General features: G+C 71.2%; 18 protein-coding genes. 13 read left to right on the top strand and 5 right to left on the bottom strand.

Annotation, left to right across the window (positions count from 1 at the left end; all coding sequences use genetic code 11):
* Positions 1-79: 79 nt before the first annotated feature.
* Complete coding sequence (locus MYF83_RS14430; protein ID WP_248960817.1) at positions 80-1,165, bottom strand: lytic polysaccharide monooxygenase; 1,086 nt, start codon at positions 1,163-1,165, stop codon at positions 80-82.
* Between the two features lie 403 nt (positions 1,166-1,568).
* Here MYF83_RS14430 and MYF83_RS14435 point away from each other — a divergent pair, with 403 nt between their 5' ends.
* Positions 1,569-2,207, top strand: a complete 639-nt coding sequence (locus MYF83_RS14435; RefSeq protein WP_248960818.1) for a nucleoside/nucleotide kinase family protein — start codon at positions 1,569-1,571, stop codon at positions 2,205-2,207.
* Here the strand turns inward: MYF83_RS14435 and MYF83_RS14440 are convergent.
* Positions 2,185-2,781, bottom strand: coding sequence for a TetR/AcrR family transcriptional regulator (locus MYF83_RS14440; RefSeq protein WP_248960819.1), 597 nt, complete (start codon positions 2,779-2,781; stop codon positions 2,185-2,187). The genes MYF83_RS14435 and MYF83_RS14440 overlap by 23 nt on opposite strands.
* Before the next feature lie 109 nt (positions 2,782-2,890).
* Between MYF83_RS14440 and asnB the strand changes: the two genes are divergently transcribed.
* Positions 2,891-4,747: an asparagine synthase (glutamine-hydrolyzing) gene (gene asnB, locus MYF83_RS14445; protein WP_248960820.1), complete on the top strand. Its 1,857-nt coding sequence runs from the start codon at positions 2,891-2,893 to the stop codon at positions 4,745-4,747.
* 57 nt (positions 4,748-4,804) lie between these two features.
* Here asnB and MYF83_RS14450 read toward each other — a convergent pair whose 3' ends face one another.
* Together MYF83_RS14450 and MYF83_RS14455 are read right to left on the bottom strand one after the other, a co-directional pair.
* Complete coding sequence (locus tag MYF83_RS14450) at positions 4,805-5,230, bottom strand: hypothetical protein (protein ID WP_248960821.1); 426 nt, start codon at positions 5,228-5,230, stop codon at positions 4,805-4,807.
* 149 nt (positions 5,231-5,379) lie between these two features.
* Positions 5,380-5,832, bottom strand: coding sequence for a Fur family transcriptional regulator (locus MYF83_RS14455; protein WP_248960822.1), 453 nt, complete (start codon positions 5,830-5,832; stop codon positions 5,380-5,382).
* Positions 5,833-5,997: 165 nt separating this feature from the next.
* Between MYF83_RS14455 and MYF83_RS14460 the strand changes: the two genes are divergently transcribed.
* Entirely contained in the window at positions 5,998-6,477 is a 480-nt protein-coding gene (locus MYF83_RS14460) for a hypothetical protein (RefSeq protein ID WP_248960823.1), read from the top strand.
* 60 nt (positions 6,478-6,537) lie between these two features.
* Here the strand turns inward: MYF83_RS14460 and MYF83_RS14465 are convergent, their stop codons facing one another.
* Positions 6,538-7,131: a DUF6461 domain-containing protein gene (locus MYF83_RS14465; RefSeq protein ID WP_248960824.1), complete on the bottom strand. Its 594-nt coding sequence runs from the start codon at positions 7,129-7,131 to the stop codon at positions 6,538-6,540.
* A 165-nt stretch (positions 7,132-7,296) separates the two neighbouring features.
* Between MYF83_RS14465 and lysS the strand changes: the two genes are divergently transcribed.
* The 10 genes from lysS to MYF83_RS14515 all read left to right on the top strand — a co-directional run bounded on the left by lysS (position 7,297) and on the right by MYF83_RS14515 (position 18,224).
* Positions 7,297-9,015, top strand: coding sequence for a lysine--tRNA ligase (gene lysS / locus MYF83_RS14470; protein WP_248961002.1), 1,719 nt, complete (start codon positions 7,297-7,299; stop codon positions 9,013-9,015).
* A gap of 271 nt (positions 9,016-9,286) precedes the next feature.
* On the top strand, positions 9,287-11,071 hold the full coding sequence (locus tag MYF83_RS14475; RefSeq protein ID WP_248960825.1) for an ABC transporter substrate-binding protein: 1,785 nt from the start codon (positions 9,287-9,289) through the stop codon (positions 11,069-11,071).
* A gap of 3 nt (positions 11,072-11,074) precedes the next feature.
* Positions 11,075-12,112: an ABC transporter permease gene (locus MYF83_RS14480; RefSeq protein WP_248960826.1), complete on the top strand. Its 1,038-nt coding sequence runs from the start codon at positions 11,075-11,077 to the stop codon at positions 12,110-12,112.
* Positions 12,109-13,026: an ABC transporter permease gene (locus tag MYF83_RS14485; protein WP_248960827.1), complete on the top strand. Its 918-nt coding sequence runs from the start codon at positions 12,109-12,111 to the stop codon at positions 13,024-13,026. The genes MYF83_RS14480 and MYF83_RS14485 overlap by 4 nt, the downstream gene beginning before the upstream one ends.
* 3 nt (positions 13,027-13,029) lie before the next feature.
* Positions 13,030-14,115, top strand: coding sequence for an ABC transporter ATP-binding protein (locus MYF83_RS14490; protein ID WP_248960828.1), 1,086 nt, complete (start codon positions 13,030-13,032; stop codon positions 14,113-14,115).
* Positions 14,112-15,119, top strand: coding sequence for an ABC transporter ATP-binding protein (locus MYF83_RS14495; protein ID WP_248960829.1), 1,008 nt, complete (start codon positions 14,112-14,114; stop codon positions 15,117-15,119). Before MYF83_RS14490 ends, MYF83_RS14495 begins: the two co-directional genes overlap by 4 nt.
* Entirely contained in the window at positions 15,116-16,003 is an 888-nt protein-coding gene (locus MYF83_RS14500; RefSeq protein ID WP_248960830.1) for a GNAT family N-acetyltransferase, read from the top strand. The genes MYF83_RS14495 and MYF83_RS14500 overlap by 4 nt, the downstream gene beginning before the upstream one ends.
* 88 nt (positions 16,004-16,091) lie before the next feature.
* Positions 16,092-17,003 carry an N-acetylmuramic acid 6-phosphate etherase gene (murQ, locus tag MYF83_RS14505; protein ID WP_248960831.1) on the top strand — a complete coding sequence of 304 codons (912 nt, stop codon included), beginning with the start codon at positions 16,092-16,094 and terminating at the stop codon, positions 17,001-17,003.
* Between the two features lie 140 nt (positions 17,004-17,143).
* Positions 17,144-17,767: a GNAT family N-acetyltransferase gene (locus MYF83_RS14510; protein WP_248960832.1), complete on the top strand. Its 624-nt coding sequence runs from the start codon at positions 17,144-17,146 to the stop codon at positions 17,765-17,767.
* A gap of 61 nt (positions 17,768-17,828) precedes the next feature.
* Positions 17,829-18,224 (top strand): DUF488 domain-containing protein, encoded by a 396-nt coding sequence (locus tag MYF83_RS14515; RefSeq protein ID WP_248960833.1) that lies wholly within the window; start codon positions 17,829-17,831, stop codon positions 18,222-18,224.
* Positions 18,225-18,230 lie beyond the last annotated feature (6 nt).

Raw genomic sequence — 18,230 nt, forward strand, 5'->3', positions numbered from 1 at the left:
CGCGCACCGGCCTTCCGACCGGTGCGCGACGCCGCCCTGGCAGTCGCTCGAGACCCTTGATCGCCTGTGCGGCGTCCTGTTACGGGCTGGTGCAGGTGAGCGCCGGGGTGCCGGCACTACCCGTCGCCACGTACCCGAAGGTCGTGGAGGCGTTACCCGCGAGACTGCCGTTGTAGGCGGCGTTCTTCACCGTGATGGCGGAGCCGCTCAAGGTGTAGGTGCCGTTCCAGAGGTTGCTGATGGACGAGCCGCTCGGCAGCGTCCACTTGACCGTCCAGCCGCTGATCGCGCTGGAGCCGGAGTTCTTCACCGTCACCTCGCCCTGGTAGCCGTTGTCCCAGGTGCCGGTGGCCTTGAAGGTGGCCGCGCACCCGCCGGCGCCGCCCGTCGGGGTCGGGGTCGGAGTCGGGGTCACGGTGGGCGTGGGCGTGGGGGTCGGACCGCCGCCGTTGCCCGGGCCGATGCCGGTGACGTTGCCGTTGCCGCCGTCGAAGACGACGTCGGAGCAGTTGTAGAAGGTCTCCTGGCTGTCGGACCGCTGCCACACCGAGTAGATGATGTGCCGGCCGCTCTTGCCGGAGGGGAGCGTCGCGTTCCAGTAGTAGTAGGAGTCGGCGTTACCGGGCGAGCCGACGCTCGGCGGGTCCTGCGCGGTGTAGAAGGGCGTGCTCTCGAGGTCGCTCCAGGCCAGCGGGCGTGTCGGGCTCCAGCTGTCCTTGGTGATGTAGGTGCGGAACGCGCCCGGGTGCGCGGCCCACTTGTTGTACCGGAACTGGATGTTGGCCCCGGAGGTCAGGTGGGTCACCGGCCAGTCGTTGCGGGCCAGGTCGAAGCCGCTGAAGTCGTATACGACCGCGCCGCCGCTGCACAGCTTCCCGTCCGGGATGAAGCCGCTGGTACGGCCTCCGCCGTCGGAGCGCAGCACGGCGAACCAGTTGTACATGGAGTTGTTGCCGCTCTGCGCGATGGCGGCCGCGCAGGCGGGGTTGTTGGGCACGATCGCGCCGTTGGCGGTGAGGCCGTCCTTCCAGCACAGGTAGGTGCGGCTGCCGGGGATCATCATCGCGCCGTGGGCCGAGGCCTCGCCGGGCAGCAGCGTGACCATCAGCAGGGTCGCGATCGCGGCGGCGGCACCGGCGATGGAGAACTTTCGTCGCTTTCTCATGGAACACCTTTCGAGGGGTTACGACGTGGGCCCACGGCGCTTCCGAGAACGCCCGTCGCGGCAGCGCGTCCGGCACGCTCGAGCACGTCACGGACGCGAAGGACGTCAAGGAGTCACCGAGGACCTGGTGAAGTAACCGGTCGTCGCCGTGGGGGGAACAGCCGTCGACTGCCGACCAGCGATGCGAAAGCGCCTACGCGTCAAGAACTCTAGGTCGCCGGTGCTGCGGCTGGGAAACGGTCACCGGTGCCCCGGGCGGCCCTTCTCCAGCGTCCGTGGTCCCGCCGCAGGTGGGGTCCCTGATCACGATCGCCGGCCGCCGCGGGCCGGATGAAACGCCATGAAATTTTCGCGCAAGGGGCGTCAGGATCTGCCCGCACGCGAGATCGGTGAGGATGGGGGAGTGGACGTACGCCCCATTTCGCCCTCCGCTCTGGTCGAGGAACTCGCCGACCGCATCGCCGGCACGCCGAAGTCCGACTGGGTGCGCGTCGCGGTCGACGGCGCCCCGGCGGCGCGGCCCGGCGAGCTGGCCGACCTGCTCGTCGACCCGCTGCGCCTGCGAGGCCGTGAGGTCCTCCGCGTCTCGGCGGACGGCTTCCTGCGCCCGGCGTCGCTCCGCTTCGAGTACGGCCGCACCGACCCCGACGCCTTCTACGACGGCTGGGTGGACTACGGCGGGCTGTCCCGCGAGGTGCTGAACCCCCTCGATCCGGGCGGATCGGGAAAGGTCCTGCCCACGCTCTGGGACGCCGTCGCGGACCGGGCCACCCGCGCGCCGTACGTGACCATGCCGCCCGGCGCGGTGCTGCTCCTGGACGGGGCATTGCTGCTCGGCCGCTGGCTGCCGTTCGAGCTCACGGTGCACCTGTGGCTGTCGCCCGGCGCGCTGGCACGCCGTACCGCCGAGGACCTGCGCTGGACCCTGCCCGCCTACGCCCGGTACGAGGAGGAGGCCGCGCCGCGGGACACCGCGGACCTGGTGGTCAGGGTGGACGACCCCCGCCACCCCGCCATCGTCAGTGAGCCTTGCGAGCGGTGAAGGCGCGGGCGCCCTCGCTCCAGGTGCGGCCGAGGTCGGAGCCCTCCGGGTAGCGCCCGTCCAGCTCGAGGATCACCATGCCGTGCGCGAACGACCAGAGCGCCTGGGCGAGATGGGGATCGCCCGCGGCCAGGAAGAACGGCGTCCCCGCCCACTCCTCCAGCCCTGCGGCGAGGCGGTGCCGGGGGAGCGGCCCGGAGGTGGTCAGCCGGTACATGTTCGGGGCGGCCAGCGCGGCGCGGCGGTAGGCCTCGAGCACCGAGACGACCGGCTCTGGCGCGTCGAGCGCCGCGTACAGCACCGTCCCGACCTCGGCGAGCCCCTGCTCGATGAGCGCCGCCTCGACGGCGGCCTTGTCGGCAAAGTGCTTGTACAGCGAGGGCGCCCGGATGCCGATCCGCTCGGCCAGCGCCCGCATGGTGAGGGCGCCGGGGCCCTCCTCCTCCAGCAGCTCGCGGGCGGCGGCCACGATCTGCGCGGCGCGAGGGCTGAGCGGGCTCGGCCGCGGCAGGTCGCCGCCTTGGGAGGGCCCTGTGACGGCGCCCGGCGCCTCGGCGTGTTTCGCGATCGTCATGGCTAACTATGTTAGCCCCTGGGGTGCGAGATCGGGCATACAAGCCACCGGATAGCCGTTTGACCAGGTGGAACAACATCCTGCTCCGACGAGACGTGGGGTCGTCGAGATGTGCGGAATCTGTGGGTGGGTGGACTTCGGCAGTGACCTACGGGAGTCACGCGACACGCTCGGCAACATGACCGAGACCATGAGCTGCCGCGGACCCGACGACGAGGGCACGTGGATCTCCCCGCACGGCGCGCTGGGACACCGGCGGCTGGCGATCATCGACATCGCGGGCGGCCGCCAGCCGATGGTCGTGGAGGAGGACGGTCAGGTGCTCGCCGCCCTCACCTACAGCGGGGAGGTGTACAACTTCCAGGAACTGCGCACCGAGCTGGCGGCGCGCGGCCACCGGTTCCGCACCCGCAGCGACACCGAGGTCGTGCTGCGGGCCTACCTCGAATGGGGCGAGCACCTCGGCGACCACCTGAACGGCATGTACGCCTTCGGTATCTGGGACGCCCGCAGCGAGGAGCTCCTCCTCGTGCGCGACCGGCTCGGCATCAAGCCGCTGTACTACTACCCGACCCCCGCCGGCGTCCTGTTCGGCTCCGAGCCCAAGGCGATCCTCGCCAACTCCCTCGCCGGGGAACCCGTGGTCGAGGCCGATGGCATGAGAGAGCTGCTGGTGTTCGTCAAGACCCCCGAATACGCGATCTTCCGGGGCATGCGCGAGGTACGTCCCGGCGGAGTCGTCAAGGTGAACCGGGACGGCCTCACCAAGCGGCGGTACTGGTGGCTGGAGTCCCGCGAGCACCCCGACGACCTGCCCACCACCATCCGCACCGTCCGCGGGCTGCTGGACGACATCATCGAACGGCAACTGATCTCCGACGTGCCGCTGTGCTCGCTGCTGTCCGGCGGGCTGGACTCCAGCGCGGTCACCGCGCTCGCCGCCGAGGCCCTGCGCGAGCACGGCCAGGGCAAGCTCCGCTCGTTCTCCGTCGACTTCGCCGGCTACACCGAGAACTTCAGCCCGGACGCGATGCGCGACACCCCCGACGCCCCCTACGTCCGCGATCTCGTACTGCACCTGGAACACCACGGCGTCGAGCACACCGACATCGTCCTGGACTCCGGCGACCTCATGGACCCCGGCGTCCGGGCGGCGGTGCTGCGGGCCCGCGACCTGCCGACCGGCGTCGGCGACATGGACACCTCGCTCTACCTGCTGTTCCGGGCGATCCGGGCGCACTCGACCGTCGCGCTGTCCGGCGAGTCGGCCGACGAGGTCTTCGGCGGCTACCGGTGGTTCCACGACCCCGCGACGGTCAACGCCGGCACCTTCCCCTGGCTCGCCGCGGGGACACGGCTGGTCGCGCTGGACGAGGTCCTGAACGAGGAGGTGCTGCGCCGGCTGGACATCCCCGGATACCGCGACAAGCGCTACCACGAGGCCCTGGCCGAGGTGCCGCGCCTGCCCGGCGAGAGCGGCCTGGAGGCGCGCATGCGCGAGATCAGCTACCTCCACCTCACCCGCTTCGTTCAGATGCTGCTCGACCGCAAGGACCGCATGAGCATGGGCGTCGGCCTGGAGGTCCGCGTGCCCTTCTGCGACCACCGGCTCGTGGAGTACGTCTTCAACGCGCCGTGGTCGATGAAGACCTACGACGGGCGGGAGAAGAGCCTGCTGCGGGCCGCCGTGGCCGACCTGCTGCCGCAGTCCGTCCTGGAGCGCAGGAAGAGCCCCTACCCCTCGACGCAGGACCCGGCCTACGAGAAGGCACTGCGCGACGAGGTCGCCCGGCTGCTCGACAGCGGGCACGTGCTCGCGGAGCCGCTGCTCGACATGGTCAAGATCCGCGCCATGATCGACCAGCCCCAGGGCACGGTCAGCCGCCACGACGTGCGCGCCGCGATGGAAGGGCTCCTGCAGTTCAACTCCTGGCTGGAGCGCTACCACGTACGGGTCAGCCTGTGACGCCCTGAGGTGACGGCGCCGCCGCCCGCGCCCGATGAGGCGCAGGTGGTCAGTGGCTCAGTGGCTCACGCGGTCGAGGCCGTCGGCGATGCCGCGCCGGAGCATGTCGCCGTAGGGGCCGGCGGGCAGGTCACCGGCGTGCTCGGCCGCGAGGCGGAAGTAGCGCGCGGCCTCGTCCGGATCGCCGAGCAGCTCGTGGGAGGCGCCCATGTTGAGGTAGAGCGAGGGATAGAAGTCGATGACCCGCTCGTCGCCCGTGGCGTTCGCGTGGTGCAGGGAGACGGCGTTCCACAGGAGGGTCTCCTCGGGGGAGTCCTGCTGGCGGGCGACGTAGTGGGCGGCCACGCAGGCGTCGAAGTCGTCGGCCCGCTCGGCCCATGCCTGGTCGAAGAGCCGGCGCGCGACCTCGGGCCTGCCCTCTGACTCGGCTCGCATGCCCTCGCCGCACAGCCGGACGACCGGATTGTCGAGATCGAAGCCCATGGCCACCTCCGTTGTCTGGTCTCCAGCAGCGTAGGCCGGGGGTCCGACAATCGGCGAGCCCTCTCCATGGCACATCCGGTGCACCGGTCCTTGTGGCATATCGGGGGTTTTCCCCTCAAAGGCGACAGATCGGGCGTCCTGCTTCGGGGTCAGGTCCGGGCGGAGGCGCAGGGCGGGCACACGCCGAAGATCTCCACGGTGTGGTCGACGTCGACGAAGCCCGCCTCGGCGGCGACCCGCTCGGCCCACCGCTCGACGTCCTTGCCCTCGACCTCGACGCTGCGCCCGCACGAGCGGCAGGTCACGTGGTGGTGATGGGAGCCGGTCACGCAGCGGCGGTAGAGCGTCTCGCCGTTCTCGTCGCGGATGGCGTCGACCGCCTCGTCCTCGCTGAGCACCTGCAGGTGGCGGTAGACGGTGGTCAGGCCGACGCGCTCGCCCCGGCGGCGCAGCTCGGCGTGGATCTCCTGCGCGCTGTGGAACCCCGACAGCGTGCCGAGCACCGCCACCAGCGCCTCCGCCTGCCGGGTGCCCCGGACACGGGTGCCCCGGGAAGGGGACTGATCGAGCTGAGAGGACTGCTGGGCCGATCGCGACGTCATGTGGCCTCCCGTCTCGGCGTGCGCTCGCGCAGGGCCGCCTGCCCGCCGCAATGAACACTACCAACCGGCGCCGGAGCCCTCTGCCCTATGGGCCCGTTCGGCCGGGCCGCGCACGGCGCATAATGGCTGGTCTGGAAATCCCCGTCGCCGAAGGAGCCGATGAGCGTGTCCTGGGTTCACCTGCCCAAGCCCGCGCGGGCCATCGCCGAGGCGGCGGCCGGCGCCGTGGCCGCCGCGCAGGCCCGCGACCCGGAGGAGTTCGAACGGGCCGCCGGGCCGCTCGCCGCGCTGGACGCGGCGCAGGCCGGCCTCGTACTCGGCACCGTGACCAGAGTGCTGCTGGAGGACATGCACCCCGGCGGGCTCACCGCCGACGACGTGCGGGCGCTGGTCGGGCGCTGCGCGCGGTCGGCCGCGGGCTGGTACCCCACCGTCGACGTGGACGTCCTGGTCATGCTGGTGGCCGGGGCCCTCGGCGTGCACCAGCTGGATCCGGAGGCGTTCCCGATCGAGGCCAAGGACGTCGTCCGGCACGCCTCGCTCCTGATCGCCGACCTGCTCACCGCCTCCGGCCACGCGCTCGGCCCGTGCATGGACGCCGCGTTCGCCGACATCGCGGTGGGCGAGGCGGCCGACACGCCGTGACGGGCCGGCGCCGTCGATGGGCCGCCCGGCAGGTGACCGGCGCGGCCGGTGCCGGTGGCGTCAGTAAAGGTGTCCGGAGGAGCCGATGAGCGCGGGCCGGGCGAGGTGGTCGCGGGTCAGCCGGACCCCGGTCGCGCGCTCGGCGAGGGCCATCGTGGTCAGGATGGGGTCGTCGCCTTCGTCGTCGTCGAGGGCGGCGTCGACCTCTTCCTCTTCGGTCGGCATGCCGAGATCCGACATGTACGGCAGGAGGCGGTCGGGGTCGGCGCCCCAGCGCACGTCGGGGCCGTCGGGCTCGAAGCCGGTGACGAGCCGCCCGTCGGCGGCGAAGAGGAACTGCTGGTGGGCGTTGACGTTGAGGAACACGGAGGCCATGGCGGTGCCCGCCGAGAGCCGCCGGACCACCTCGGTCATGGTTCCGGCGAAGCCGTTCGGTTCGAGCAGGACGGTGCCGCCGAAGGCGGCGTACGCGGCGATGGGGTGGCCCGAGATGTCGTCGAGGCCGGCCGCCGGATCGGGAGTGACGCCGATCCGGCGTAACGCCTCCTCGGGGACGACGTCTTTGACGAAGGTCAGGCAGAAGCCTGTGATGACAAAACTCTCTCCGTATTCCTCGTCGAACCAGGCATAATCGGCCGCCGTCGCACCGCTCATGGTGGGATCCCTTCGACATCGCGTCTCCCAGCACATGATCTTGCCAGTGCCGACCGACATAACAGCCCTTATCCGGCGTACTCGGAGAGGCTGGCGCGGGTTGCCGCATCGGTCCGGGACAATGGAGGCGTCAGGCTTTCGAGGAAGGAAGTGCCGATCGTGGCTATGAGCGCTGAGGCCGACTGGGTCTCACGATTCGCGGACGAGGTCATTGCCGAGGCGGAGCGCCGCGCCTCCGGCAAACCGATCGTCTGCGCCTCGGGCCTCAGCCCCTCGGGCCCCGTCCACCTCGGCAACCTGCGCGAGGTCATGACGCCCCACCTGGTCGCCGACGAGATCCGGCGCCGTGGCCACGAGGTGGTCCACATCATCTCCTGGGACGACTACGACCGGTTCCGCAAGGTCCCGGCGGGGGTCGACTCGTCCTGGTCGGAGCACATCGGCAAGCCGCTGACCTCCGTCCCCGCGCCGCCCGGCAGCGAGCACCCCAACTGGGCCGAGCACTTCAAGGCGCCGATGAAGGCGGCGCTGGCCGAGCTGGGCATCGAGTTCCACGGCATCAGCCAGACCGCTATGTACACCTCGGGCGCCTACCGCGAGCAGATCCTGCTCGCCATGCGCGAGCGCGGGCGCATCGACGCGATCCTCGACCGCTACCGCACGAAGGCCAAGCCGGCCGCGGCCAAGAAGCCCCAGCAGAAGCTCGACGAGGCCGACGCGGCCGCGGCCGAGGCCGCCGCCGAGGGCTCGGGCGCCGCCTCCGAGGACGACGGCATGGCCGCGGCGGGCTACTTCCCGTACAAGCCGTACTGCTCGGTCTGCGAGCGCGACATGACCACGGTCACCGCCTACGACGACGACACCACCGAGCTGTCCTACACCTGCGTCTGCGGCCATTCCGAGACCGTGCGGCTGTCGGAGCACAACCGGGGCAAGCTCGTGTGGAAGGTCGACTGGCCGATGCGCTGGGCGTACGAAGACGTCGTCTTCGAGCCCTCCGGCGTCGACCACAGCTCGCCGGGGTCCTCGTTCGTCGTCGGCGGGCAGATCATCAAGGAGGTCTTCGGCGCCGACCAGCCGATCGGGCCGATGTACGCCTTCGTCGGCATCAGCGGCATGGCCAAGATGAGCAGCTCCAAGGGGGCCGTGCCGACCCCGGCCGACGCTCTGGAGATCATGGAGGCGCCGCTGCTGCGCTGGCTGTACGCCCGGCGCAAGCCGAACCAGTCGTTCAAGGTCGCCTTCGACCAGGAGATCCAGCGGCTCTACGACGAGTGGGACGCCCTGGAGCGCAAGATCGACGATGGCACGGCGCTGCCCGCGGACGTGGCCGCGTACACCCGGGCGATCGGCACGGCCTCGGGCCCGCTGCCGGTCACGCCGAGGCCGCTGCCCTACCGCACGCTCGCCTCGATCGTCGACATCACCACGGGCGACAGCGAGCAGACGCTGCGAATCCTGCGCGATCTCGACGCCGAGCACCCCATCACGTCCCTGGACGAGACCCGGCCGCGGCTCGACCGCGCGGAGCGGTGGATCACCACGCAGGTGCCGGCCGAGCAGCGCACGCGCGTGCGTGAGGAGCCCGACACGGCGCTGCTGGCCTCCCTCGGCGAGGACGGGCGTGAGTCGCTGCGGCTGCTGCTCGAGGGCCTGGACGAGCACTGGTCGCTCGACGGGCTGACCTCGCTGGTGTACGGCGTGCCCAAGGTGCGGGCGGGGCTGGCGCCGGACGCCAAGCCGACTCCCGAGCTGAAGGTCGCCCAGCGCGAGTTCTTCGCCCTGCTGTACACGCTGCTGGTCGGGCGGGACACCGGTCCGCGCCTGCCGACGCTGCTGCTCGCGGTGGGCGCCGATCGCGTCCGCAAGCTGCTGGGCGCCTGAGCCCGCCTCCCGCGCGCGGGCGGTCTTCGCCGCCGCCCGCGCGGGGAGCCCGACGGCTTCGGCGCCGTGTCGAGGGCCGCCATCCGGATCGTTCGGATGGCGGCCCTTTCGCATGCCCGGAAGGCCGTCGGCACAGGGTCTACGGGGCGTTTCCGCAGCTAGACGGGGTAAGTAAAAAGAAACTCCATGCTAGTCTGCATGGAGGAAAATATTGACCACCTCGCCTTGGCGCCCGTATGGTCCTGGCAATCGGGGACCTGGAGAGCACTTCATGAAGCGACTCGCAGCGATCGCGGCCCTGGCGGCGATCGCCACAGCCACTGCCTGCGGCACCACGGAGACGGCCGATACTGCCGGTACAGGCGGGATCTACACCACGATCGACGGTTCGAAGCAGATCGACGCCACCGCGCCGATCAATCCCTTCAACCCTCAGGGCAGCACCTTCGTCGGCTACGACGCCATGGCGCTGGCCTGGCCGAAGAACAACCTGACCGACCCCAACCAGTTCTACCCGGGCATCGCCCGCAGCTGGACCACCACGCCCGACCAGGGCGAGGTCGTCGTGCATCTGCAGCCGAACGCCCGCTGGTCGGACGGCAGACCGGTCACCAGCGAGGACATCCGCACCTCCATCGGCCTCGCCTACACGCAGGGCGGCAGCGCGTACACCGTCAACGCGGGCGCGGCCGGCGCGGCGGCCGACATCCAGATCCTGGACGACAAGACCATCAAGGTCACCCAAGGGGCGAACCACAGCAACGTGTTCCTGCGCAACGTCCTGTCCACGGTCGTCGTCCCCGCCCACGTCTACGGCTCGCTGCTGCCCGCGGGCTTCTGGACCACGCTGGAGGCCGCCAGGGGCACCGGACCGGCCGCCGACAAGGCCAAGGCCGCGATCACCGGGCTGGCGCAGAAGGTCATCACCTTCGCGCCCCGCGAGGACGTCTCGGCGGGCCCGTTCGTCCTGGAGCGGATCAACCCCGGCGCGGCGCTGCTGAAGAAGAACCCGCACTTCTACGACGCGGCCAGGATCGTGCCCGACAAGGTGAAGGTGCTGAACTACACCGGCAACGAGCAGATCTGGAACTACCTGGTCTCCGGCAAGCTGGACAGCGCGCCGTTCACGGCCGTGCCCGCCGCGGTCATGGCGAAGATCAAGGAGGCCCCGGGCAACGAGATCCGCAAGGGTTACTCCCCGGTGGCGGTGTCCATGGCGTTCAACCAGGCACGCAAGCCGTACGACAACGTCCACGTGCGCCGGGCGCTCGCCTACCTGATCGACAGGAACCAGGTCACGAAGATCGCCTCGCCCGAGGCGGGGACGCCCGCGGTCACCACCACCGGCATCCACGGCAGCTCGGCGAAGGCCTGGCTGGGCGACGGGCTCGCCGCCCTGGACCCCTACAAGGTCGATCCGGCCAAGGCCGAGCAGGAGCTGCGGGCCGCGGGCATGGTCAAGAAGGACGGCGTGTGGGCGATGCCGGACGGCAAGCCCTGGAAGGTACGGATCAACGTGCCCGCGTCCTTCTCCGACTGGGTCGCCGCCGCCAAGTCGATCACGAGCCAGCTCAACGACCACGGCATCGAGGCGAGCGTGATCACCTCCGCGGACTACGTCCTGTACCTGGACGAGCTCGCGGCCGGGAAGATCGACATCGGCTTCTGGCTGATGGCGCTCGGGCCCTCGCCGTACAACATCTACCAGCGCCTGTACGGGTCGGCCAACGGCTGGTCGCTCCTGGCCGGGCAGCTCAGGCACTCTCCGCCGGGCAAGGACGGCAACTGGATGGGCGGCCCCGAGACGATCGGCGGGCTGAACCCCGGTGAGCTCACCAACCGGCTGAACCTCGCCTCCCCGGCCGAGCAGAAGCGCATCGTCGGCACGCTCGCCAGGCTGACGAACCAGCAGCTGCCGGTCGTCCAGATCTACGACTACGTCAACACCCAGTTCGTCAACACGACCCGCTACAACGGCTGGCCGCCGGCCGGCGACGAGTCCCTGCGGCTCCCCGCGGGCGTGTGGATGCAACTCGGCATGATCAGGAAAAAGTAGCCTATGACGCTCATCGCTGTCCGGGGTGCTCCCCGGGTGAACCCTGTGGTACGACGGCTCGCGGGCCACGTCGTCCGCGGCCTCGTCATGATCTGGGTGGTCACCACCATCAGCTTCGTGATCATCCGCAACATCCCCGGCAACCCGGTCCTCGGCCAGTACGAGACGCTGATCGAGAAGGGCATGTCCCCGGACGAGGCGCAGCGCGCCACGGCCGCGCTCTACGGGTTCCTGCCCACCGGCAGCCTGTGGGAGCAGTACACCGGTTACATGAAGGCGCTGCTCCACCTCGACCTCGGGCAGTCGCTCAGCACCCCGGGCACCGAGGTGGTCACGCTGCTCGGCTCGGCCGCCAAGTGGACCGTGCTACCGGTGCTCGGAGGCACGCTGCTGAGCTTCGTGCTCGGCGTGACGCTCGGCGTCTACGCGGGCATCAAGCGGTCGGGCAAGCTCGGCGACCTGCTGTCGATCTCGGGCTCGCTGCTGCACGGCGTGCCCCAGTACGTCATCGGGCTCCTCGTCCTGGCGATCTTCACGACGCTGTGGCCGATCCTCCCCGCCGGCGGGCCGGTCGACGTCGAGTTCGTCCCCGGCTTCAACGCCGGATACCTCGCCTCGCTCATCCAGCACGCGACGCTGCCCGTGCTCACCTACGCGCTGGCCAGCTACGGCGGCTGGGTGCTGGCGATGAAGTCGAGCGTGGCGACCGTGCTCGGCGACGACTTCATCCTGGCCGCCGAGCTGCGGGGGCTCTCGCGGGGCGTCCTGTTCCGCTACATCGCGCGCAACGCGATCCTGCCGCTCTTCACGATCCTCGCGCTCTCGCTCGGCATGCTGTTCGGCGGCGCCATCTTCATCGAGCGGATCTTCAACTACCCGGGACTCGGGCTGCTGCTCGTCAACAGCATCGGCGCCCGCGACTACGCGCTCATGGGGGGCACCTTCCTGGTGACCACGGTGGCGATCATCATCGCCAACATCGCGGCGGACCTGCTGTACGCGGTGATCGACCCGCGAGTGCGCACTGGAGGCACGGCATGACGGTGACGGCCATCCTCCCAGGCGGCGGCGGTCAGGGGAGCAGGCGCGCGAGCCTGCGGCGCAACTTCTGGCGGGGCGTCGGGCGCGTGCTGCGCCGCAAGCCCAGCCGCATCCTCGGCGTCGCCATCGTCGCCCTGTTCGCGGCCATGGCCCTGGTCGGGCCCATGCTCTACCCGGCGCACCTGCCGCGCGACGACAACGCGCTCTACGCCGCGCCGAGCCTGGCGCATCCCTTCGGCACGGACTTCGAGGGCACCGACGTGCTCGCGCTGGTGGTCACCGGCGCGCGCTACGTCATCCTCACCGGCCTGGTCACCGCCGTCATCACGGTCGCGCTCGGCACGGTGCTGGGCCTGCTCGCCGGCTTCCACCGAGGGCGCTGGGACACCGTTCTCATGCGGATCACCGACCTGCAGCTGACCATCCCCGGCCTGCCGCTGCTGCTGGTGCTGTCGACCGTGTGGAAGTTCCAGGGCCCGCTGGAGATGGGCCTGGTCCTCGGCCTGCTCGGCTGGGGCGGCATCGCGCGGGCCGTGCGGTCCCAGACGCTGTCCCTGCGCGAGCGAGGCTTCATTGAGGCGGCCCGGGGGCTCGGGCTGTCCACCACGCACATCATCGGGCGCGAACTGCTGCCCAGCATGGCGCCCTACATCGCGATGAACATGCTCATCGCGGTCACCGGCGCGATCTACGCCCAGGTGGGCCTGTTCTTCCTCGGCGTACTGCCGTTCGACTCCAACAACTGGGGCGTGATGCTGAACCTCGCGGTCTTCGGCGGCGGGGCGCTGACCAGCGCCGCGGCGCTGCCGTACCTGCTGGCGCCGCTGCTCGCCATCCTGCTGCTCACGCTCGGCATCGTGCTCATCGTCGACGCGATGGACGAGATCTTCAACCCACGGCTGCGTGAGGAGTAACCGGTGATCACCATCTCCCACAGGGCCGGGGAGACCCCCCGTCCCGATTCCCACTCCGCGTCCGGCCTGATCGCCGGACCGGGGGCCACGACGGCGCCCGGCGTCCGCGTCCGCGACCTCACCGTCGTGTACAAGACCCCGCTCGGAGAACTGCCCGCCCTCGGCGGCGTCAGCCTCACGATCGACCCCGGCACGATCACCGGCATCGTGGGGGAGTCCGGCTCCGGCAAGTCCACGCTGGCGCTCTCCCTGCTGAACGCCGTCCAGCCGCCCGGCCGCATCGCGGGCGGCAGCGTGGAGATCGACGGGCTCGGCAACGTCGTCGACCTGCACGGCGACCGGCTGCGCCAGGCGCGCGGCCGGCACCTCGGGTACGTCTTCCAGGCCGCGCAGAACTCCCTCAACCCGCTCAAGACGGTCGGCAAGCAACTCCTCGACCTCGGCCGCTCCCACGGCGTGGAGGACCGGCGCGCGCTCGTACGCGACGCCAAGAGCCTGCTGGAGCGGATGGGCCTGGACGGCGCCCGCGTGCTGGACTCCCACCAGCACGAGCTGTCCGGGGGCATGCGCCAGCGCGTCGGGATCATGCTCGCGCTCGTGCTCAACGCCCAGCTCGTCATCCTCGACGAGCCCACCACGGCACTCGACATGATCACCCAGGCCACGATCCTGCGGATCATCCGCGAGGTGCACAAAGAGCGCGGGCTGACCACGCTCATGGTCACCCACGACATCGGCGTCGCCGCCGAGGTCACCGACCGCCTCGCCGTCATGTACGGCGGGCGGGTGGTCGAGCACGGCCCCACCATGGAAGTGCTCGGCGCGCCCAGTCACCCCTACACCCAGGGGCTGATCAGGGCGATTCCGCGCCTGTCGGGCGACATCGAGCAGGCCCGGGCGCTACCCGGACGCCCGCCCACGCTCGGCACGCTGCCCGCGAGCGGCTGCGTGTTCCAGGAGCGCTGCCCGCTCCGCATGGACATCTGCGCGACGGTGGAGCCGCCGCCGGTCATCGAGGACGGCAGGACCGTCGCCTGTCACGCGGTGGAGCGGTCCCGGCACACGGCACAGCGGGAGGAGCACCCATGATCATCGGAACCGGCGTCACCAAGACCTACAAGCAGCGCGGCGACGTCCTCGGCGGCCGGAACGTCCAGGCGCTCCGCGGGGTCGACTTCACCGTCCCCAAGGGCGGAGCGGTCTCCTTCATCGGCGAGTCCGGATGCGGCAAGACCACGCTCGGGCGGATCATCGCGGGGCTGGAGACCTACGACTCCGGCGAGATCGTCATCGACGGCACGCCGATGACGCCTCTCAGCCCCAGGCGGCGCCGGCCGTACTTCCGCAGGATCCAGCTCATCCACCAGGACCCGTACTCGGCGCTCAACCCGACGCGCACGATCCACCAGACCCTGCGGGCCCCGCTGTCGCTGCGGGCGTCCAAGACCGGCCGCCCGGCGTCGTGGATCGACGAGCGCGCCGAGGAACTGCTCTCCCTGGTGGGCATCGACCCCGGGTACGTCCTCGGCCGCTACCCCCACCAGCTCTCGGGCGGCATGCGCCAGCGCGTGGTCATCGCCCGCGCGCTCACCGTGGACCCCGACATGCTGGTGGCCGACGAGTCGGTGTCGATGATCGACGTGTCGATGCGGCTGAGCATCCTCGCCCTGCTCAAGGACCTGCGTGAGCGGCTCGGGGTGAGCGTGCTGTTCATCACCCACGACATCGCCACCGCCAGGTACATCGGCGGCGAGGGGGAGCTGTACGTGCTCTACCGGGGGCAGGTCGTGGAGCGGGGGCTGACCGAGACCGTCATCTCCGCCCCCGTGCACCCCTACACCCAGTCGCTGCTGTCGGCGATCCCCGTCCTGCACGGGCTGGAGCGCCCCGGGCCGGAGCGCGTCGTGCCGACCGAGGCGCTCGACGAGCGCCAGGCGGACGGCGGATGCCTGTTCGCCCGCCGATGCCCTTTCCGTACCAAGCGTTGCGAGGCCGAGCTGCCGATCCTCACCGCGGGCACGGACCCCGCGCACCAGTACGCGTGCTTCCACCCGCAGCGGCGCGACGTGATCCCCGTGGAGGCGGTCGCATGAGCGGCGGCATCCGCGCCGCGCTCCCCACCGAGCTGCCCGTCATCGAGGAGCTCGCGCGCGACGCCCTCACCTTCGACGCGCCCGAGGCGGCGCTGATCGTGTCCAGGCTCGCGCACCCGCCCGAGGGGCGCGAGTGGACGGCCCTGGTCGCGCCCTGCCTCGACGGGGTCGTGTTCGCCTCGCTGTCGTCCACCGGGGGCGTGGGCCACGTGGACCTGATCGCCGTACGCCCCTCCGCCCAGGGCCGGGGCGTCGGCAGGGACCTGCTCAGGGCGGCCGAGGACTGGCTGGCCGAGCGGGGCGTGCGCGAGGTGCGCCTGGCGGGCAACCCGCCCTGCTACGCGTGGCCGGGCATCGACGTGCGCTACACCCCGGCGGCCTGCCTGGCCGAGAGCCTCGGCTACGAGAGGTACCGGACCGCCTGGAACATGACCGCCGACCTCACGGCGTACGCCCCGGGCGGCGCGGCGGGCGGCGACGACGGCGAGCGGGCCCGCCTGGCCGCCGCCGGGGTCGCCCTGCACTACGCGGCGCCGGGCGAGCGCGCCGAGGTGGCCGCGTTCGTCAGGGAGCACTGGAACGACGCCTGGGCCTGGGAGGTCGAGCAGGCGAGCGGCTGCCACTACGCGACCCGCGAGGGCGAGATCCTCGGCTTCGCGGCCTGGGGTACCCGGCCGCTGTGGTTCGGCCCGATGGGCACCGCCGAGGCCGCGCGCGGGCTCGGCGTCGGCAGGGTCCTGCTGCGGCGCTGCCTGGAGGAGCAGGCGGCGGCCGGGCAGCGCAGCACCCAGATCGCCTGGGTAGGGCCGGTCCACTTCTACGCCAGGGCCGTCGGCGCGCGCGTGGAGCGGGTCTTCTGGCTCTACCGCCGCTTCCTCGGCTGACCTCGGCCGCGGACCCACCGGACGCCGGGCGCGGCCCCCGGCAGACCACTGGACGATCCCCGGAAATCCCCCCGGAAGATGAGGAGTCATGATGCGACCAGCCGCCACTCTGGCCACGACGGAGCAGAACGATCCGCGGTACCGCCAGATCGACCGGCTGCCGACCGACGAGATCGCGCGGCTCATGAACGCGGCCGACGCCATGGTGCCGGCCGCGGTCGCGCGAGCCGTACCGGCGATCTCGGCCGCCATCGACGACATCGCCGCCCGGATGCGGGACGGCGGGCGGCTGCTGTACGTCGGCGCCGGCACCTCCGGGCGGCTGGCGGTGCTCGACGCCTCCGAATGCCCGCCGACCTTCGGCACCGACCCCGAGAGGGTGCGCGGCATCATCGCCGGCGGAGTGGACGCGCTGACCCGGTCGGTCGAGGGGGCGGAGGACGACGCGGAGGCGGGCGCCGCCGCCATCCGCGAGCAGGGTGCCGGCCCCCGTGACTCCGTGGTGGGCATCTCGGCCAGCGGGCGGGCGCCGTTCGTGGTCGCCGCGGTGGCGGAGGCCCGCCGCCTCGGCGCGCTCACGGCGGGGCTCTCCTGTAACACCGGCGTGCCGCTCTCGGAGGCCGCCGACCACGCGATCGAGGTGATCGTCGGGCCTGAGGTGGTGGCCGGCTCGACGCGGCTGAAGGCCGGTACGGCGCAGAAGCTCGTCCTCAACATGATCTCGACGATCTCCATGATCAAGTGTGGCCGGACCTTCGGGAACTACATGATCGAGGTGTCGGCGAGCAACACCAAGCTGGTCAACCGGGCCGCGCGCATCGTGGGGGACATCACCGGCGCCGACCTCTCCGTGGCCCGCCGCGCCCTGGAGGACGCCGGTCACGAGGTGAAGACCGCCGTGATCATGGTCGAGCGCCGCCTGGACGCCGACGAGGCCCGCCTGCTGCTCGCGGCCTACGGCGACCGGCTCGACCTCGCCCTCGCCTCCCGCCGGGGCTGAGCCCCCCGGCCCTCCGCAACCCGGTCCGGTGGCGTGACATCGGCCGCTGTGATCCACGTCATGTTCCCCTCGCGGGGCCGGGATGGTGCGGGACGGGGTGCTGGAGGCCGGGGGGCGGCGAGCGTGCATAATTCGAAGTCATGTCTCCCCGGATCGATCTGACCTGGCCGTCCATGGCCGACGACGTCCTGCGCGAGGAGGTCCACCGCGTGGTGCACGCGGTCGTGGAGCTCGGCGGAGCCGTCGGCTTCCTGCGTCCGCCCGGCAGGGACGAGACCGACCCCTTCCTGGACGGCGTCCTGGCCGACGTCCGGCACGGCCGCGCGGCCCTGGTCGTCGCGCGGGTGGACGGCGTGGCGCAGGCCATGGGGCTCTGGAAGCGCGCGTCCGCGCAGGTCTTCGCGCACTCGGCCGAGATCGGCAAGGTCATGGCGCACCCGTCGGCACGCGGTCTCGGCCTCGGCCGCCGGGTCGTGGAGGCCCTGATCGCCGGCGCCCGCGCCGCGGGAATGGAGACGCTGACCCTCAGCGCCCGCGGCAACAACCACGGGGCGATCGAGCTGTACGAGGAGCTCGGGTTCCGGGTGTGGGGCCGGTTGCCCAACGTCGTCGAGGTCGGCCTCGAGCGTTTCGACCAGGTCCGCATGTACCTCGACCTCGGCACGCGGGACCCCAGGGTCGTGCTCAGGGGATCGGCGCCCGGCGGGGCCGGTTCGTCGCCGCGACGGCGGCTGCGTGCCGGCAGTCAGGGTGAGGGCCGCTGAACCGGGCATATCTCCCTTATTGCGGCATATTTCCAGTGCCCGGGTGATGGGAGGGCGGCAGATGACCGTACGGCTGCGCCGCGTCTACGACGATCCTTCCCCCGACGACGGCAAGCGGGTGCTCGTAGACCGCCTTTGGCCACGTGGCCTGTCCAAAGAGGAGGCGAACGTCGATGAATGGGTCAAGGACGTGGCCCCGTCCGGCGAGCTGCGCATCTGGTACGGCCACGACCCGGCCAAGTTCGAGGACTTCCGGCACCGCTACCGTGCCGAGCTGGCGGATCCGGTCCGCCGTTCCGCCCTCGACCGGCTCGGGGAACTGGCCGAGGACGGTCCGATGACGCTGCTCACCGCCACCAGGGACTTCGAGCACAGCCACGCCGCGATCATCGCCGAACTCCTCGGGGAATCCGGGAGCGCCGGTAAAAACCACGTCGAGGATTCCCGCCGGGCCTGAGCGCGG

The organism is Sphaerisporangium perillae, assembly GCF_023276435.1.
GTDB classification, from domain to species: Bacteria; Actinomycetota; Actinomycetes; order Streptosporangiales; family Streptosporangiaceae; genus Sphaerisporangium; species Sphaerisporangium perillae.

What these genes read in the sequence shown, in the direction of transcription:
- MYF83_RS14430 (WP_248960817.1), bottom strand. Translation starts at nt 1,165, where the DNA reads ATGAGAAAGCGACGAAAGTTCTCCATCGCCGGTGCCGCCGCCGCGATC.
- MYF83_RS14440 (WP_248960819.1), bottom strand. Translation starts at nt 2,781, where the DNA reads ATGACGATCGCGAAACACGCCGAGGCGCCGGGCGCCGTCACAGGGCCC.
- asnB (WP_248960820.1), top strand. Translation starts at nt 2,891, where the DNA reads ATGTGCGGAATCTGTGGGTGGGTGGACTTCGGCAGTGACCTACGGGAG.
- MYF83_RS14450 (WP_248960821.1), bottom strand. Translation starts at nt 5,230, where the DNA reads ATGGGCTTCGATCTCGACAATCCGGTCGTCCGGCTGTGCGGCGAGGGC.
- MYF83_RS14455 (WP_248960822.1), bottom strand. Translation starts at nt 5,832, where the DNA reads ATGACGTCGCGATCGGCCCAGCAGTCCTCTCAGCTCGATCAGTCCCCT.
- MYF83_RS14465 (WP_248960824.1), bottom strand. Translation starts at nt 7,131, where the DNA reads ATGAGCGGTGCGACGGCGGCCGATTATGCCTGGTTCGACGAGGAATAC.
- lysS (WP_248961002.1), top strand. Translation starts at nt 7,297, where the DNA reads ATGAGCGCTGAGGCCGACTGGGTCTCACGATTCGCGGACGAGGTCATT.
- MYF83_RS14475 (WP_248960825.1), top strand. Translation starts at nt 9,287, where the DNA reads ATGAAGCGACTCGCAGCGATCGCGGCCCTGGCGGCGATCGCCACAGCC.
- MYF83_RS14480 (WP_248960826.1), top strand. Translation starts at nt 11,075, where the DNA reads ATGACGCTCATCGCTGTCCGGGGTGCTCCCCGGGTGAACCCTGTGGTA.
- MYF83_RS14485 (WP_248960827.1), top strand. Translation starts at nt 12,109, where the DNA reads ATGACGGTGACGGCCATCCTCCCAGGCGGCGGCGGTCAGGGGAGCAGG.
- MYF83_RS14495 (WP_248960829.1), top strand. Translation starts at nt 14,112, where the DNA reads ATGATCATCGGAACCGGCGTCACCAAGACCTACAAGCAGCGCGGCGAC.
- MYF83_RS14500 (WP_248960830.1), top strand. Translation starts at nt 15,116, where the DNA reads ATGAGCGGCGGCATCCGCGCCGCGCTCCCCACCGAGCTGCCCGTCATC.
- murQ (WP_248960831.1), top strand. Translation starts at nt 16,092, where the DNA reads ATGATGCGACCAGCCGCCACTCTGGCCACGACGGAGCAGAACGATCCG.
- MYF83_RS14510 (WP_248960832.1), top strand. Translation starts at nt 17,144, where the DNA reads ATGTCTCCCCGGATCGATCTGACCTGGCCGTCCATGGCCGACGACGTC.
- MYF83_RS14515 (WP_248960833.1), top strand. Translation starts at nt 17,829, where the DNA reads ATGACCGTACGGCTGCGCCGCGTCTACGACGATCCTTCCCCCGACGAC.